The 15,835-nt window shown below is 71.8% G+C and carries 15 protein-coding genes; 1 reads left to right on the top strand and 14 read right to left on the bottom strand.

Annotation, left to right across the window (positions count from 1 at the left end):
* Positions 1–74: 74 nt before the first annotated feature.
* From carB to pyrR, 6 genes are all read right to left on the bottom strand, one after another.
* Entirely contained in the window at positions 75–3,395 is a 3,321-nt protein-coding gene (gene carB, locus ACYVOO_RS14995) for a carbamoyl-phosphate synthase large subunit (protein WP_461016132.1), read from the bottom strand.
* Entirely contained in the window at positions 3,388–4,566 is a 1,179-nt protein-coding gene (gene carA / locus ACYVOO_RS14990; protein WP_461016131.1) for a glutamine-hydrolyzing carbamoyl-phosphate synthase small subunit, read from the bottom strand. The genes carB and carA overlap by 8 nt, the downstream gene beginning before the upstream one ends.
* Positions 4,563–5,207, bottom strand: coding sequence for a PH-like domain-containing protein (locus tag ACYVOO_RS14985; protein ID WP_461016192.1), 645 nt, complete (start codon positions 5,205–5,207; stop codon positions 4,563–4,565). Before ACYVOO_RS14985 ends, carA begins: the two co-directional genes overlap by 4 nt.
* A gap of 56 nt (positions 5,208–5,263) precedes the next feature.
* Positions 5,264–6,583 carry a dihydroorotase gene (locus ACYVOO_RS14980; RefSeq protein WP_461016130.1) on the bottom strand — a complete coding sequence of 440 codons (1,320 nt, stop codon included), beginning with the start codon at positions 6,581–6,583 and terminating at the stop codon, positions 5,264–5,266.
* Positions 6,584–6,585: 2 nt separating this feature from the next.
* Positions 6,586–7,554 (bottom strand): aspartate carbamoyltransferase catalytic subunit, encoded by a 969-nt coding sequence (locus tag ACYVOO_RS14975; RefSeq protein WP_453350828.1) that lies wholly within the window; start codon positions 7,552–7,554, stop codon positions 6,586–6,588.
* A 113-nt stretch (positions 7,555–7,667) separates the two neighbouring features.
* Entirely contained in the window at positions 7,668–8,255 is a 588-nt protein-coding gene (gene pyrR, locus ACYVOO_RS14970) for a bifunctional pyr operon transcriptional regulator/uracil phosphoribosyltransferase PyrR (RefSeq protein WP_453350827.1), read from the bottom strand.
* Between the two features lie 197 nt (positions 8,256–8,452).
* Here pyrR and bldD point away from each other — a divergent pair, with 197 nt between their 5' ends.
* Positions 8,453–8,953: a transcriptional regulator BldD gene (bldD, locus tag ACYVOO_RS14965; protein ID WP_028431622.1), complete on the top strand. Its 501-nt coding sequence runs from the start codon at positions 8,453–8,455 to the stop codon at positions 8,951–8,953.
* Positions 8,954–9,131: 178 nt separating this feature from the next.
* Here bldD and nusB read toward each other — a convergent pair whose 3' ends face one another.
* The 8 genes from nusB to aroC form a co-directional block, all read right to left on the bottom strand.
* Positions 9,132–9,557, bottom strand: coding sequence for a transcription antitermination factor NusB (nusB, locus tag ACYVOO_RS14960; RefSeq protein ID WP_461016129.1), 426 nt, complete (start codon positions 9,555–9,557; stop codon positions 9,132–9,134).
* 2 nt (positions 9,558–9,559) lie between these two features.
* Entirely contained in the window at positions 9,560–10,126 is a 567-nt protein-coding gene (efp, locus tag ACYVOO_RS14955; protein WP_453350232.1) for an elongation factor P, read from the bottom strand.
* 72 nt (positions 10,127–10,198) lie between these two features.
* Positions 10,199–11,332 carry an aminopeptidase P family protein gene (locus ACYVOO_RS14950; RefSeq protein ID WP_461016128.1) on the bottom strand — a complete coding sequence of 378 codons (1,134 nt, stop codon included), beginning with the start codon at positions 11,330–11,332 and terminating at the stop codon, positions 10,199–10,201.
* Positions 11,333–11,447: 115 nt separating this feature from the next.
* Positions 11,448–11,714 (bottom strand): hypothetical protein, encoded by a 267-nt coding sequence (locus tag ACYVOO_RS14945; RefSeq protein WP_461016127.1) that lies wholly within the window; start codon positions 11,712–11,714, stop codon positions 11,448–11,450.
* The gene (locus ACYVOO_RS14940) at positions 11,708–12,616 is read right to left on the bottom strand and encodes an AAA family ATPase (RefSeq protein WP_461016126.1); all 909 of its coding nucleotides are present in this window, start codon (positions 12,614–12,616) and stop codon (positions 11,708–11,710) included. The genes ACYVOO_RS14945 and ACYVOO_RS14940 overlap by 7 nt, the downstream gene beginning before the upstream one ends.
* Before the next feature lie 191 nt (positions 12,617–12,807).
* Positions 12,808–13,920, bottom strand: a complete 1,113-nt coding sequence (aroB, locus tag ACYVOO_RS14935; protein ID WP_461016125.1) for a 3-dehydroquinate synthase — start codon at positions 13,918–13,920, stop codon at positions 12,808–12,810.
* The gene (locus ACYVOO_RS14930; RefSeq protein ID WP_461016191.1) at positions 13,917–14,399 is read right to left on the bottom strand and encodes a shikimate kinase; all 483 of its coding nucleotides are present in this window, start codon (positions 14,397–14,399) and stop codon (positions 13,917–13,919) included. Before ACYVOO_RS14930 ends, aroB begins: the two co-directional genes overlap by 4 nt.
* A 71-nt stretch (positions 14,400–14,470) precedes the next feature.
* Positions 14,471–15,661, bottom strand: a complete 1,191-nt coding sequence (gene aroC / locus ACYVOO_RS14925; RefSeq protein WP_461016124.1) for a chorismate synthase — start codon at positions 15,659–15,661, stop codon at positions 14,471–14,473.
* Positions 15,662–15,835 lie beyond the last annotated feature (174 nt).

The raw sequence follows: 15,835 nt of genomic DNA, 5'->3' as shown, positions 1-15,835 counted from the left end.
GAGAAGGGTCGGGGAGCGCCCGGTCCGGCCGGGGCCCGCGCACACCGCGCGGGCCCCGGCCGGTGCGGGGGGGGTCAGGCGGTGCGGGCCGCCGTGAGGTGCGCCGCGTGCTCCTGGAGGGAGCGGACGCCGACCTCGCCTCGGGTCAGCGCCTCGATGCCCTGGACGGCGGCGGCGAGCGCCTGGACCGTGGTGAGGCAGGGGACGGCGCGGGCGACGGCCGCGGTGCGGATGTCGTAGCCGTCGAGGCGGCCACCGGTGCCGTAGGGGGTGTTGACGATGAGGTCGACCTCCCCGTCGTGGATGAGCTGGACGACGGTCTTCTCGCCCTGCGGGCCCTCGCCCTCGCTCTGCTTGCGCACCACCGTGGCGTTGATGCCGTTGCGCTTGAGAACTTCCGCGGTGCCGGAGGTGGCCAGCAGCTCGAACCCCATGCCGACCAGCTCGCGCGCCGGGAAGATCAGGGAGCGCTTGTCCCGGTTGGCGACCGAGACGAAGGCGCGGCCCTTGGTGGGCAGCGCGCCGTAGGCAGCGGCCTGGGACTTCGCGTAGGCGGTGCCGAAGACCGAGTCGATGCCCATGACCTCGCCCGTTGAGCGCATCTCCGGGCCCAGCACGGTGTCCACGCCGCGCCCCTGCACGTCGCGGAAGCGGCTCCAGGGGAGCACGGCCTCCTTGACGGAGATGGGCGCGTCCAGCGGCAGGTCGCCGCCGTCGCCCTCGGCCGGGAGCATGCCCTCGGCGCGCAGCTCGGCGACGGTGGCGCCCAGCGAGATGCGGGCCGCGGCCTTCGCGAGCGGCACGGCGGTGGCCTTGGAGGTGAAGGGCACCGTGCGCGAGGCGCGCGGGTTGGCCTCCAGCACGTAGAGGATGTCGCCCGCCATCGCGAACTGGATGTTGATCAGTCCGCGGACGCCGACGCCCGCCGCGATGGCCTCGGTGGAGGCCCGCAGCCGCTTGATGTCGTGGCCGCCGAGGGTGATCGGGGGCAGCGCGCAGGCGGAGTCACCCGAATGGATGCCCGCCTCCTCGATGTGCTCCATCACACCGCCGAGGTACAGCTCCTGGCCGTCGTAGAGCGCGTCGACGTCGATCTCGATGGCGTCGTCGAGGAACCGGTCGATGAGCACGGGGTGCTCGGAGATGAGTCCGGCGTGCCGCTCCAGGTAGGCGGCGAGGGAGCCCTCGTCGTAGACGATCTCCATGCCGCGCCCGCCCAGCACGTAGGAGGGGCGGACCATGACCGGGTAGTTGATCTCGGCGGCGATGACCTTGGCCTGCTCGAAGGAGTAGGCGGTGCCGTACTTCGGCGCGGGCAGCCCGGCCTCCTCCAGCACCCGGCCGAAGGCGCCGCGCTCCTCGGCGAGGTTGATGGCCTCGGGCGAGGTGCCGACGATGGGCACGCCGTTGTCCTTGAGCGCCTGCGCGAGCCCGAGCGGGGTCTGCCCGCCGAGCTGGACGACGACGCCCGCGACGGGCCCTGCGGCCTGCTCGGCGTGGACGATCTCCAGGACGTCCTCCAGGGTGAGCGGCTCGAAGTAGAGCCGGTCGGAGGTGTCGTAGTCGGTGGAGACGGTCTCGGGGTTGCAGTTGACCATGACGGTCTCGTAGCCCGCGTCCGAGAGCGCGAAGGAGGCGTGGACGCAGGAGTAGTCGAACTCGATGCCCTGGCCGATGCGGTTGGGGCCCGAGCCCAGGATGATCACCGCGGGCTTCTCGCGGGGCGCGACCTCGGTCTCCTCGTCGTAGGAGGAGTAGAAGTACGGGGTCTTCGCGGCGAACTCGGCGGCGCAGGTGTCGACGGTCTTGTAGACGGGGCGGACGCCCAGCGCGTGCCTGACCTCGCGTACGACGTCCTCGCGCAGGGAGCGCAGCGAGGCGATCTGCGCGTCGGAGAAGCCGTTGCGCTTGGCGTCGGCCAGCAGCTCGGGGCTCAGCTCGGGCGCGGCGGCGATCTCGTCGGCCGTCTCCTTGATGAGGAAGAGCTGGTCGACGAACCAGGGGTCGATCTTCGTCGCCTCGAAGACCTCCTCCTGGGTGGCTCCGGCGCGGATGGCGGCCATGACGGTGTTGATGCGGCCGTCGGTGGGACGCTTGGCGTCCTCCAGCAGCGCGTCCTTGTCACCGGCCGCCTCGGGGCCGCCGCCGAAGGCGAAGGAGCTGCCCTTCTTCTCCAGAGAGCGCAGGGCCTTCTGGAGCGCCTCGGGGAAGTTGCGGCCGATGGCCATGGCCTCGCCGACGGACTTCATGGTGGTGGTCAGCGAGCTGTCGGCGGCCGGGAACTTCTCGAAGGCGAAGCGCGGGGCCTTGACCACGACGTAGTCGAGCGTGGGCTCGAAAGAGGCCGGGGTCTTCTCGGTGATGTCGTTGGGGATCTCGTCCAGCGTGTAGCCCACGGCGAGCTTGGCCGCGATCTTCGCGATGGGGAAGCCCGTGGCCTTGGACGCGAGCGCGGAGGAGCGGGAGACGCGCGGGTTCATCTCGATGACGACCACGCGGCCGTCCTCCGGGTTGACCGCGAACTGGATGTTGCAGCCGCCCGTGTCCACGCCGACCTCGCGGATGACGGCGATGCCGATGTCCCGCAGGATCTGGTACTCGCGGTCGGTCAGCGTCATCGACGGCGCCACGGTGATCGAGTCGCCGGTGTGCACGCCCATGGGGTCGAAGTTCTCGATGGAGCAGACGACCACGACGTTGTCGTTCTTGTCGCGCATCAGCTCCAGCTCGTACTCCTTCCAGCCGAGGATGGACTCTTCCAGGAGCACCTCGGTGGTCGGCGAGAGGGTGAGGCCCTGCCCGGCGATGCGGCGCAGCTCCTCCTCGTCGTGCGCGAAGCCGGAGCCCGCGCCGCCCATGGTGAAGGAGGGGCGCACGACGACGGGGTAGCCGCCCAGCTCGTCCACTCCGGCGAGGACGTCGTCCATGGAGTGGCAGATGTAGGAGCGGGCCGACTCGCCGTGCCCGATCTTGCCCTTGACGGCCGCCACGACCTCCTTGAACTGGTCGCGGTCCTCGCCCTTGTTGATCGCCTCGACGTTGGCGCCGATCAGCTCGACGCCGTACGCCTCCAGGGTGCCGGACTCGTGGAGGGAGATGGCGGTGTTGAGCGCGGTCTGGCCGCCGAGGGTGGGCAGCAGCGCGTCGGGGCGCTCCTTCGCGATGATCTTCTCGACGAACTCGGGGGTGATCGGCTCGACGTAGGTGGCGTCGGCGATCTCCGGGTCGGTCATGATCGTCGCCGGGTTGGAGTTCACCAGGATCACGCGCAGGCCCTCGGCCTTGAGCACGCGGCATGCCTGGGTACCCGAGTAGTCGAACTCGGCGGCCTGACCGATGACGATCGGCCCTGACCCGATGACCAGGACGGACTGGATATCGGTGCGCTTAGGCACGCTGGTCCTCCATGAGGGTGGTGCTGTGCTGGTCTCGTCCGTCTCGCATGAGCGCGACGAACCGGTCGAAGAGGTACGCGGCGTCGTGCGGACCCGCTGCCGCCTCGGGGTGGTACTGGACGCTGAAGGCGGGCTGGTCGAGCAGGCGCAGGCCCTCGACCACGTCGTCGTTGAGACAGACGTGCGAGACCTCCGCCCTGCCGTACGGGGTCTCGCTGACGGTGTCGAGGGGCGCGTCGACGGCGAAGCCGTGGTTGTGCGCGGTGACCTCGACCTTGCCGGTGGCGCGGTCCTGTACCGGCTGGTTGATGCCGCGGTGCCCGTACTTCAGCTTGAACGTGCCGAAGCCGAGCGCGCGGCCCAGGATCTGGTTGCCGAAGCAGATGCCGAACAGCGGCGTCCTGCGCTCCAGCACGCCGCGCATCAGGGCGACGGGGTGGTCGGCCGACGCGGGGTCGCCGGGCCCGTTGGAGAAGAACACCCCGTCCGGGTTGACCGCGTACACGTCTTCAAGCGTGGCGTTCGCGGGCAGCACGTGGACCTCGATGCCGCGCTCGGCCATGCGGTGCGGGGTCATGCCCTTGATGCCGAGGTCGACGGCGGCGACGGTGAAGCGCTTCTCGCCGATGGCCGGGACGACGTAGGGCTCGCTCGTGGCGACCTCGCCGCACAGGTCGGCGCCCTTCATCTCGGGCGCCGCCTTGACCCGGGCGAGCAGCGCCGCATCGTCGGCCAGCGCCTCGCCGGAGAAGATGCCGACGCGCATGGCGCCGCGCTCGCGCAGGTGGCGGGTCAGCGCGCGGGTGTCGATGCCGCTGATGCCGACGACGCCCTGGTCGGCCAGTTCGTCGTCCAGGGTGCGCACGGAGCGCCAGTTGGAGGGGACGCGCGCGGGGTCGCGGACGACGTAGCCCGAGACCCAGATGCGGCGCGATTCGGGGTCCTCGTCATTGACACCCGTGTTGCCGATGTGGGGGGCTGTCATGACGACCACCTGGCGGTGGTAGGAGGGGTCGGTCAGTGTCTCCTGGTAGCCGGTCATGCCGGTGCTGAAGACCGCCTCGCCGAAGGTCTCGCCCACGGCGCCGTAGGCACGGCCGCGGAAGGTGCGGCCGTCCTCCAGGACGAGGATCGCTGGAGCCTTCGCGGCTCCCCTGGTGGAGGTCGTCATCGTGCGCCTTCCTGGTCGTGCGTGAGGCTCCGCGCCTGGTCGGGCGCGGAGTCCTGCGTCTGTTCGTGTGGGGTGCCCGCCTGGGGCGCAGCGCCGTCCGTGTCCGGGGCGAGCGCGGTAAGGCGCTCCACCCAGGCGGCGTGCTCGGCCGCGCTGTCGGAGCGGAACCCTGAGTCCAGCTCGCGGCTGCCGTGCGTCCAGGTGACCACCAGCAGGCCGCCCTCGGTGAGGACCTTGCCCGCGATGCCCTTGTCGAGGCGGGCGCCGCGAAGCTGTGCGGCGGGGATGAAGAAGTCCTCGGCGCCTGGCCGCGCGACGTCGATGCCGTGCTCGGTGAGCGTCAGCTCGGCCCGGCTGCGGGTGCCCAGGCCGTGGGCGACGATCCGGTCGAGCCACTGCCCCGCCGTCGTGGAACCGTGGTAGCGCCCGGCCATCCGCAGCAGCGGCTCGGCCTCGCGCGCCGCCTCGGGTGCGACGGGCAGCTCGGGCAGGTCACCCTGGAGCGTGCCGCGCCACTTCCAGCCCTGCCGCATCAGCCAGTAGAGCAGGACGACGAAGAGCAGCAGCCCGACGACCCAGCCGATGCGGGAGGCCCAGTCGGTGACCTCCTGGGACTTCTGCTCCGCCGCGAGGCCGAGCAGCCCCGGGTGGCCCGGATGGCCCGGGTGGAGGTGGTGCAGCTGAGAGATCTGAGGGTTCACGCCAAGTTCCCGTCCATGACCGTCGCGCGGCCCCTGAGCCAGGTGTGGGTGACGCGTCCCGGCAGCTCGTGGCCCTGGTAGGGGGTGTTACGGCTGCGGGAGGCGAAGCCCGCGGGGTCCACCTGTCCACGGTAAGCCGGATCGAGCAGGACCAGGTTGGCGGGCTCGCCGGGCGCCACGGGGCGGCCGTGGCCCGCCAGGCGGCCGATGGCCGCCGGGCGGAACGACATGCGGTCGGCGATCTGCGCCCACTCCAGCAGGCCGGTGTCCACCATCGTGTGCTGGACGACCGAGAGCGCCGTCTCCAGGCCGACCATGCCCATGGCAGCGGCGCCCCACTCGCAGTCCTTGTCCTCGTGCGGGTGGGGGGCGTGGTCGGTGGCCACGCAGTCGATGGTGCCGTCGGCCAGCGCCTCGCGCAGTGCCATGACGTCGGCCTCGGTACGCAGGGGCGGGTTGACCTTGTAGACGGGGTTGTAGGAGCGCACCAGCTCGTCCGTGAGCAGCAGGTGGTGCGGGGTGACCTCGGCGGTGACGTCCCAGCCCTTGGACTTCGCCCAGCGGACGATCTCCACGGAGCCCGCTGTGCTCAGGTGGCAGATGTGCACCCGGGAGCCGACGTGCGCGGCGAGCAGCACGTCGCGCGCGATGACGGACTCCTCGGCGACGGCCGGCCAGCCGCCCAGGCCCAGCTCGGCAGAGACGACGCCCTCGTTCATCTGGGCGCCCTCGGTCAGCCTCGGCTCCTGCGCGTGCTGTGCGACGACGCCGTCGAACGCCTTCACGTACTCCAGCGCCCTGCGCATGATCACCGCGTCGTCCACGCATTTGCCGTCGTCGGAGAACACCCGCACCCCGGCGGCCGAGTCGTGCATGGCGCCCAGCTCGGCGAGCTGCTTGCCCTCCAGCCCGACGGTGACGGCGCCGACGGGCTGCACGTCGCAGTAGCCGGACTCGCGGCCCAGCCGCCACACCTGCTCCACGACACCGGCGGTGTCGGCGACGGGGAAGGTGTTGGCCATGGCGTGCACGGCGGTGTAGCCGCCCTTGGCCGCGGCGCGGGTGCCGGTGAGGACGGTCTCGGAGTCCTCGCGGCCCGGCTCGCGCAGGTGGGTGTGCAGATCGACGAGCCCGGGCAGCAGGATGTGCCCCTCGGCCTCGACGACCTCGGCGCCGCCCGCGTCCAGGCCGCTGCCCACCTCGGCGACGGTGCCGCCGTCGATCAGGACGTCCCTCGGCTCTCCGCCCAGCAGCCTCGCGCCGCGGATCAGCGTCTTCTCCGGTGTCTGCTTCGGGCTCTTCTTCGGCTCACTCATGATTACTTGTTCTCCTCGGTGCGGGTGGAGACGGCCGGTTCGGAGCCGCCGAGCAGCAGGTACATCACGGCCATGCGGATGCTGACGCCGTTGGCGACCTGCTCGACGGCCGTGCAGCGCGGCGAGTCCGCGACCTCGGCGGTGATCTCCATGCCGCGGTTCATCGGCCCCGGGTGCATGACGACGGCGTGCTCCGGCATCCGCGCCATCCGCTCGCCGTCCAGGCCGTAGCGGCGCGCGTACTCGCGCTCGGTGGGGAAGAAGGCCGCGTTCATCCGCTCGCGCTGGACGCGCAGCATCATCACGGCGTCGGACTTGCTCAGGACCGCGTCCAGGTCGTAGCTGACCTCGCACGGCCAGGCGCCGACCCCTACGGGCACCAGCGTGGGCGGCGCGACGAGGGTGACCTCGGCGCCGAGGGTCGTCAGCAGGTGGACGTTGGAGCGGGCCACGCGGCTGTGCAGGATGTCGCCGACGATCGTGATGTGTCGCCCCGACAAGTCCTGGCCCTCGCCGCCCGCGAGACGGCGGCGCACGGTGAAGGCGTCGAGCAGCGCCTGCGTGGGGTGCTCGTGGGTGCCGTCGCCCGCGTTGACGACGGAGCCGCCGATCCAGCCCGAGGTGGCCAGCCGGTGCGGGGCTCCCGAGTCGTGGTGGCGGATGACGACGGCGTCGGCGCCCATGGCCTCCAGGGTGAGCGCGGTGTCCTTGAGAGACTCGCCCTTGGAGACCGAGGAGCCCTTGGCGGAGAAGTTGATGACGTCGGCCGAGAGCCGCTTGGCCGCGGCCTCGAAGGAGATCCGGGTGCGCGTCGAGTCCTCGAAGAAGAGGTTGACGACGGTGCGCCCGCGCAGGGTGGGCAGCTTCTTGATCGGCCGGTCGGCGAACCTGGCCATCTCCTCGGCTGTGTCGAGGATCAGGACGGCGTCGTCGCGCGTGAGGTCGGCGGCCGAGATGAGGTGACGCTTCATCTGTTGCCTTCCGTACAGGTGGGGATGTCGGCTGCTGGCGGTGCGGTGGCGTCCGGGCATGCGCGTCCGCGGTACGGGCCGCCCGAGGGGCCCGCCCGCCGTACGCGCGTCGGCTACTGGCCCGGTTCGCTCGCCGGGGCGGTCACGCGCTCGCCGAGCAGCACGCCGTCGCGGCCGTCCTCCTCGGTGAGCTGGACCTTGACCGTCTCCCGCAGCGACGTGGGGAGGTTCTTGCCTACGTAGTCGGCCCGGATGGGCAGTTCGCGGTGGCCCCTGTCCACGAGGACCGCGAGCTGTACGGCGCGGGGCCGCCCGATGTCGCCCAGCGCGTCGAGCGCGGCGCGGATGGTGCGGCCGGAGAAGAGCACGTCGTCGACGAGGACGACGAGACGGCCGTCGACGCCGTCCGCCGGGATGTCCGTGCGCGCGAGGGCGCGCGCTGGACCGAGGCGCAGGTCGTCGCGGTACATGGTGATGTCGAGCGAGCCGACCGGGATCTCGCGCCCGGTGATCTCCGCGAGCTTGGCCGCCAGTCTGCGGGCGAGGAAGACGCCGCGGGTGGGGATGCCGAGGAGCACCACGTCGTCGGCGCCCTTGGCGCGCTCGACGATCTCGTGGGAGATGCGGGTGAGCACCCGGGCGATGTCGGGTGCCTCCAGGACGGGGCGATCCGGCCCCTGGCCTGCGTGATTGCCGTCCATACGAAACGGACCTCCTTCCCCGCCTCACTGGACGGGCCTTAAAGGACGTCTGAGCTGTCGACCGACAACGGTACCAGGGTCGGATGAAACGCCTGTTCCAGGGGCTACGTAAGTGGGACGGACCCGTTCGGCTTGACGCCGCACATTACGCTGCGTAACCTCACAGTGAGTTACCAAGACCTCGTCCGGGGAGCTTTATGTCCAGCGAATACGCCAAACAGCTCGGAGCGAAGCTCCGCGCCATCCGCACCCAGCAGGGCCTCTCCCTCCATGGCGTCGAGGAGAAGTCCCAGGGCCGCTGGAAGGCGGTCGTGGTCGGCTCGTACGAGCGCGGCGACCGTGCCGTGACCGTGCAGCGCCTCGCCGAGCTGGCGGACTTCTACGGCGTTCCGGTGCAGGAACTCCTTCCGGGCACCACTCCGGGCGGGGCCGCAGAGCCGCCGCCGAAGCTCGTGCTCGATCTGGAGCGCCTGGCGCACGTCCCGGCCGAGAAGGCGGGGCCGCTCCAGCGGTACGCCGCCACGATCCAGTCGCAGCGCGGTGACTACAACGGCAAGGTGCTCTCGATCCGCCAGGACGATCTGCGCACCCTCGCCGTGATCTATGACCAGTCGCCCTCCGTCCTGACGGAGCAGCTCATCAGCTGGGGGGTTCTGGACGCCGACGCCCGTCGCGCCGTCGCCCACGAGGACGCCTGAGCCTCGCTCCCCGGCTCCGCCGAAAAAACGTGCCGCCGCCCGCTGCGGCCCTCCGAGGAGGGCCGCAGCGGGCGGCGGCATTCTGTGCATGTGTGGCCTGAGCTTCACGCAAAGCCATGGCCATGCCCCGCTTCCCGGCCGGAGCCGGAGCCAGGGCCGGGGCCCTCCGGCGCTAGAACTAGCGCCGGAGGGTCGGCTTCAGCTCCTTCAGACGGCCCAGCAGACCGTTGATGAAGGTCGGGGACTCGTCCGTGGAGAACTCCCGGGCGAGCTGTATGGCCTCGTCGATGACCACCGCGTCGGGCGTCTCGTCCGACCAGATCAGCTCGTACGCGCCCAGCCGCAGGATGCAGCGGTCCACGACCGGCATCCTGTCCAGGGTCCAGCCCACGGAGTAGGTGGAGATCAGCTCATCGATGCGGGGCGCGTTCTGCGCGTAGCCCTCGATCAGCTCCATCGTGTACTCGCTGACCGGCGGCTGCCGGTCGTCGGACCGCGCGTGCCGGATCCAGTCCGCGAGGACGTCCGTCACGGCGCTGCCGCGCTGATCGGCCTCGAAGATGATCTGGAAGGCGCGCTTACGGGCCTTGTTACGGGCAGCCACGGTTAGCTGTTCACCCGGCCGAGGTACTCGCCGGAGCGGGTGTCGACCTTGATCTTCTCACCCGTCGTGATGAAGAGGGGCACGCCGACCTCGTAACCGGTCTCCAGGCGCGCGGGCTTGGAGCCGCCGGTGGAGCGGTCGCCCTGCACGCCGGGCTCGGTGTGCTCGATGGTCAGCTCGACGGCGGCGGGCAGCTCCACGAAGAGCGGGTTGCCCTGGTACATCGCCACCGTGGCCTCGAAGCCCTCCAGGAGGTAGTTGGCGGCGTCGCCGACGACCTCGGGAGAGACGTGGATCTGGTCGTAGGTGTCCAGGTCCATGAAGACGAAGTACTCGCCGTCCTTGTACGAGAACTGCATGCCGCGTCGGTCCACGGTGGCGGTCTCGACCTTGGTGCCCGCGTTGAACGTCTTGTCGACGATCTTGCCGGACAGGACGTTCTTCAGCTTCGTACGGACAAAGGCGGGGCCCTTGCCGGGCTTGACGTGCTGGAACTCGACTACGGACCAGAGCTGGTCGGCGTCGAGCTTGAGCACCATGCCGTTCTTGAGGTCGTTCGTGGATGCCACGGTCGCGGAATCTCCTGAGACTGCTGCTGCGGGGACCAAAGAGCCTGCGAGCCCCCGGACGCCCGCCTGGGGCTAGAGGGCGAGCAGCTCTTTGGTCGTGATGGTGAGTAGCTCGGGTCCGCCGTCCGCCGGCGGGCGGACGACGAGCGTGTCGTCGATCCGGACACCGCCCCGGCCCGGAAGGTGGACCCCCGGTTCGACGGTGACCGGCACACAAGCGTCCAGTTTACCCATGGCCGCAGGTGACAGCCGAGGGTCCTCACCGATTTCCAGTCCTACCCCGTGCCCCGTGGCCACTCCCAGGGCGTCCGCGTACCCTCCCGCGTCCAGCACCTGGCGGGCCGCGTGATCGACGTCGCGGCAGGCGGCGCCCGGTGCGAGCGCCTCCCGTCCGGCCCGCTGAGCGGCGAAGACGAGGTCGTACAGCTCGATCTGCCACTCGTCGGGAGCGGTGCCGATCACGAAGGTGCGGCCGATCTGGCACCCGTATCCCTGATAGCGCGCACCGAGTCGTACGGAGAGAAAATCCCCCTCCTCGACCCGGCGGTCGGTGGGCCGGTGGCCCGGCAGGCCCGAATTGCCGCCCGCGCCCACGGAGGTGGGGAACGCGGGCCCGTCGGCGCCGTGGTCGATGAGGCGGCGCTCCAGTTCGAGCGCGAGGTGACGCTCGGTACGGCCCACGAGGATCGACTCCAGCAGCTCCCCCAGCGCCTGGTCGGTGATCTCCGCGGCGATCCGCAGCGCCGAGATCTCCGCGTCGTCCTTGATCACCCGCTGCTGCTCGACGGCGGTGCCGAGGCCCGTGAGACGCAGTCGCGGGGCGACGGAGGTGACGGCGCGGTGCCGGGAGACGGTGAGGTGGTGCTCCTCGACGGCCAGCTCGCGCGCCCCCTGCTTGGCCGCGAGGTCGGCCGCGGCGACGGCGGTGTCGCCGTCGGGGCCCGGCAGCCGCTCGATGCGCAGCTCGTCGCCGGGGTGGGCGTGGGCCACTCCGGGCTCCGGGGTGTCGCAGGCGGCGGGGAGAAGCAGGGTGTCCTGGCCGCCCGCGCCGAGCAGCAGACTAGCGCCGCTCGGTGCGCGGCCGGTCAGATAGCGGATGTTCGCGGGCCGGGACACCAGCACCGCGTCGGCCGGGCTGCCGTCCGCCGCGCTCGTCGCACAGCGTTCCCGCAGCCGGGAGCGGCGGACCACATGCACCTCTGACATAGGCCGAGCGTACGTAGCGCGGCGCCGGTCGGCCGGGTGGGAGGGGCCGTGCGGGCGACGGGCCCTGCCGCGCCCGGGTGACGCGCTCGGGGGCGCCCCATGTGACGCGGGCCCGTCACTCCGTACAGGGTCCGGAGTCCGCCGCGCACAGCCAGCCCGAGAAGCCCTGCTCGGGGTGTTCCAGATCGTGGTTCAGCGCGACCAGCGAGAAGACCAGGAAGACCGTCATCGCCGCGATCAGCACCCACGCTGCGGCGAGCCCGATCCGCGTCCCCCGCCCTGTGCCATGCCCGGTCTCCCCCGCAGCCGCATCGCCGTCATGGGCGCCGTCGTCGTCCCGCGAGGGCCTTCTCGCGGGTCCGTGCCGTCCCCGGCTCACCAACTGGGCGGGCTGGCCAGGCTGCGCGCGACCACGTCGTCGAGCATGCGGGCCGTCGTCGCCACGTCCTGGCGTGAGTTGTCGATGATGGGCAGCCCGGAGCCGTACCAGCCCGCCATCCGGCCGTGGATACGGGCGACCTCCTCGTCCGTGAGGCGGCGGTTGCCCGAGCGGGCGGCGTTGCGCTCCAGGACTATCTCGAGGCCCGGCAGCAGGACCACCGGGATCAGCCCTGGCCCGACGTGCCGCTTCCAGCCGCCGAGACCCACGACGGGGCGGTCGGGGAAGACGGCGTCGTCCAGGATGCAGGAGATGCCGTTGGCCAGGAAGTTGCGCGCGGCGAAGCCGCAGGTGCGCCGTGCCAGGCGGTACTGGGCCTCGGAATAGTCGTTCCAGCCCGTCTGGGGGTCGGCGAAGCCCGAGCGCACCCACTCGCGTACGTCGTCGAGGCTGATGTGCGAGGTGGGCACGGCCCGGCGTTCGGCCCAGTGGCGGGCCACCGTCGTCTTGCCCGCGCCCGCAGGGCCGATGAGGAGGACGGCCACGGCAGCGCGGGTCGCGTCGAGCTGTGCGGGATCGCTGTCAGGGGCCGGTATCTCCACCGGGGCGCCGCGCGGGAGCTGGATGTGCCCGGTGGTCTCGGTGGGCTGGGGCGCCTGGGGCGCCTGGGGCGGTGGTCCGGCGTGCGGCTGCTGCTGGACCGGCCCTGCCGACGGCACCGGCGCCGGGGGCCTGGACGGGTGCCCCGGAGGCGGACCGGCGGGCGGTCCGGGAGGGGGCCCGGCAGGCGGTCCGGGGTGCGGCTGGTGCACGGGCCCGTTCCAGCTGCCCTGTGCGGGGTGTCCCGTGTGCGGAGGGAACCCGTGCGGGTAACCCCGGAAGGAGTCCGCCCCGTACTGCTGCATCCGGTCCCCAACTCCGTCTCGTTGTGCTGGCACCGCCCCCGCGGCGCCATGGTGGTCCGACATTAACGGACGGTACCTTCCCCCGCCGCCGCAGTATGAACGCCCGGGCCACGCGCCGAGTGCCCGCGCCGCGCACCCGCACCCGCATCCGCGCGGCACAGGAGCCGGAGCCGGAGCCGGAGCCGGAACCGTCAGGCGGCGATCTCCGCGTGGGCCGCGAGCAGCATCGCCGGATCGGGGCCCTCCAGCACGGCGGGCCTGGCCAGCCCGTCGAGCACGATGAAGCGCAGCAGGTCGCCCCGGGACTTCTTGTCGACCTTCATGGTCTCCAGCAGCTTGGGCCACTGGTCGCCCCGGTAGGTGACGGGCAGGCCGACCGACTCCAGGACGGTGCGGTGCCGGTCGGCCGTCGCGTCGTCCAGGCGGCCCGCGATGCGGCCGAGTTCGGCCGCGAAGACCATGCCGACGGACACCGCGGCGCCGTGCCGCCAGTTGTAGCGCTCGTTCTTCTCGATGGCGTGCGCCAGCGTGTGCCCGTAGTTGAGGATCTCGCGCAGGCCCGACTCCTTCAGGTCCGAGGAGACGACCTCCGCCTTGACCCGGATCGAGCGCTCGATCAGCTCCGCCGTGTGCGGCCCGTGGGGCGTACGCGCGCCCTCCGGGTCGGCCTCGACGAGGGCAAGGATCTCGGGGTCGGCGATGAAGCCCGCCTTGATGACCTCGGCGAGCCCGCCGACGTAGTCGTGCGTGCCCATGCTCTCCAGGGCGCTGAGGTCGCACAGCACGCCGGACGGCGGGTGGAAAGCGCCCACCAGGTTCTTGCCCTCGGCCGTGTTGATGCCGGTCTTGCCGCCCACGGCCGCGTCCACCATGGCCAGCACCGTGGTCGGCACGGCCACCCACCGCACCCCGCGCAGCCAGGTGGCGGCGACGAAGCCCGCGACGTCCGTGGTGGCCCCGCCCCCGACGCCGACGATGACGTCCGTACGGGTGAAGCCGGTCTGGCCGAGCGCCTTCCAGCAGTACGCGGCGACCTCGGCGGTCTTGGCCTCCTCCGCGTTGGGGAGCTGGATCGCGATGGCCTCGTAGCCCTGGGCCGCCAGGTCCTCGCGGAGCACCTCGCCGGTCTCGGCCAGCGCCTCGGGGTGGAGGACGGCCACGCGCTTGGCGCCGCCGATCAGCGAGGGCAGCTCGCCGAGGAGCTTGTGGCCCACGAGCACGTCGTAGGGCTCGGTGCCGGCGGTGCCCGCGACGGTGATGCGGGTGGGCGCCGCGGAGGCTGTGGAAGGGGTCTCGGTGGTCATGACTGCTTCAGCTCCAGGACTTCGAGGATCTCGTCGACGACCTCGTCGGGCGTGCGGTGCTCGGTGCTGACGACGGCGCGCGCGACTCCCGCGTACAGGGGGCGGCGCTCGTCCATGAGCTTGCGCCACTGCTGCCGGGGGTTGACGGCGAGCAGGGGGCGCGGGGCGTCGAGGCCGACCCGCTTGACGGCCTCCGTCAGCCCCATCTCCAGGAAGACGACGGGCAGGCAGCGCAGCAGTTCCCTGGTCTCCTCGGCGAGGATCGCGCCGCCGCCGAGCGCCAGCACACCGGGGTGCTCGGCCAGCGCGCGGCGCACGGCCTCGCGCTCCAAGGCGCGGAAGTGGGGCTCCCCCTCGTCGATGAAGATCTCCGAGATGGGCTTGCCCGATGTGTCGACGATGTCCTTGTCCGTGTCCCGGAAGGCGGCGCCGAGGCGTGCGGCCAGCAGCTCGCCGACCGTCGACTTGCCCACTCCCATGGGCCCGACCAGGATCACCGCCGGGCCGGTGCCGCTCCTGTCTCCCACAGCGCCGCTGCCGTCGCCCGCGGTCACCGGATGGCCAGGTTGTCGAGGAAGCCCGTCACATTGCGGCGGGTCTCGGCGACGCTGTCACCGCCGAACTTCTCCGCGACGGAGTCGGCCAGCACCAGGGCCACCATCGCCTCGGCGACGATCCCTGCCGCCGGCACGGCGCACACATCGGAGCGCTGGTGGTGCGCCTTCGTCGCCTCGCCGGTGCTGACGTCGACGGTGGCCAGGGCGCGCGGCACCGTCGCGATCGGCTTCATCGCGGCCCGTACGCGCAGCAGCTCGCCCGTGGACAGGCCGCCCTCGGTGCCGCCGGAGCGCCCGGAGGCGCGGCGGACGCCCTCGCCCTCGGTGCCGGGCAGGATCTCGTCGTGCGCCTGCGAGCCGGGCACGCGTGCCAGGTCGAAGCCATCGCCCAGCTCGACGCCCTTGATGGCCTGGATGCCCATGAGCGCGGCGGCCAGCCGTGCGTCGAGCCGACGGTCCCAGTGGACGTGCGAGCCGAGGCCGACCGGCACCCCGTGCGCCACGACCTCGACGACGCCGCCGAGGGTGTCGCCGTCCTTGTGCGCCTGGTCGATCTCGGCGACCATCGCCTCGCTCGCGTCCGCGTCCAGGCAGCGCACGGGGTCGGCGTCGAGCCGCTCCACGTCGCCCGGCGCGGGGACGCTGCCGTGCGGGGCCTTGGCGGCGCCCAGCTCGACCACGTGCGAGACGATCTCGATCCCGGCCGTCTCCTTGAGGTACGAGCGGGCCACCGTGCCCAGCGCCACACGCGCCGCGGTCTCCCGGGCCGACGCGCGCTCCAGGATGGGGCGGGCCTCGTCGAAGCCGTACTTCTGCATGCCCGCCAGATCGGCGTGGCCCGGCCTGGGCCGGGTGAGGGGCGCGTTGCGTGCCAGCTCGGAGAGCACGGAGGGGTCGACCGGGTCGGCGGCCATGACCTGTTCCCACTTGGGCCACTCGGTGTTGCCGACCATGATCGCGACGGGCGAGCCGAGGGTGAGGCCGTGCCGTACGCCACCGATGAAGGTGACCTCGTCGCGCTCGAACTTCATGCGCGCGCCGCGCCCGTAGCCGAGCCGCCGCCGCGCCAACGCGTCCGCCACCATGTCGGTGGTGATCGGCACACCGGAGGGCAGCCCCTCCAGCGTCGCCACCAGTGCGGGGCCGTGCGACTCCCCCGCGGTCAGCCAGCGCAACCTGCTCAACGGTGCTCCTCGATCATGCGCGTCAGCGCTCAATGTGCGTGTCCCGTGGACCCCGATCCTCCCATGTGAGGACGGTGCGGGGGACGGCGGTCCACTGTGCGGAACGGGTGCCGGGGGCGGGTTCCCGCGTGCGGTGTGCGCGGAGGTACGCGGACGCGTGAACTGTTGCTCCCT

The organism is Streptomyces daliensis, assembly GCF_054782395.1.
Note: the sequence above shows the minus strand (reverse complement) of the source record. Positions and strands in the feature narration are given on the sequence as shown.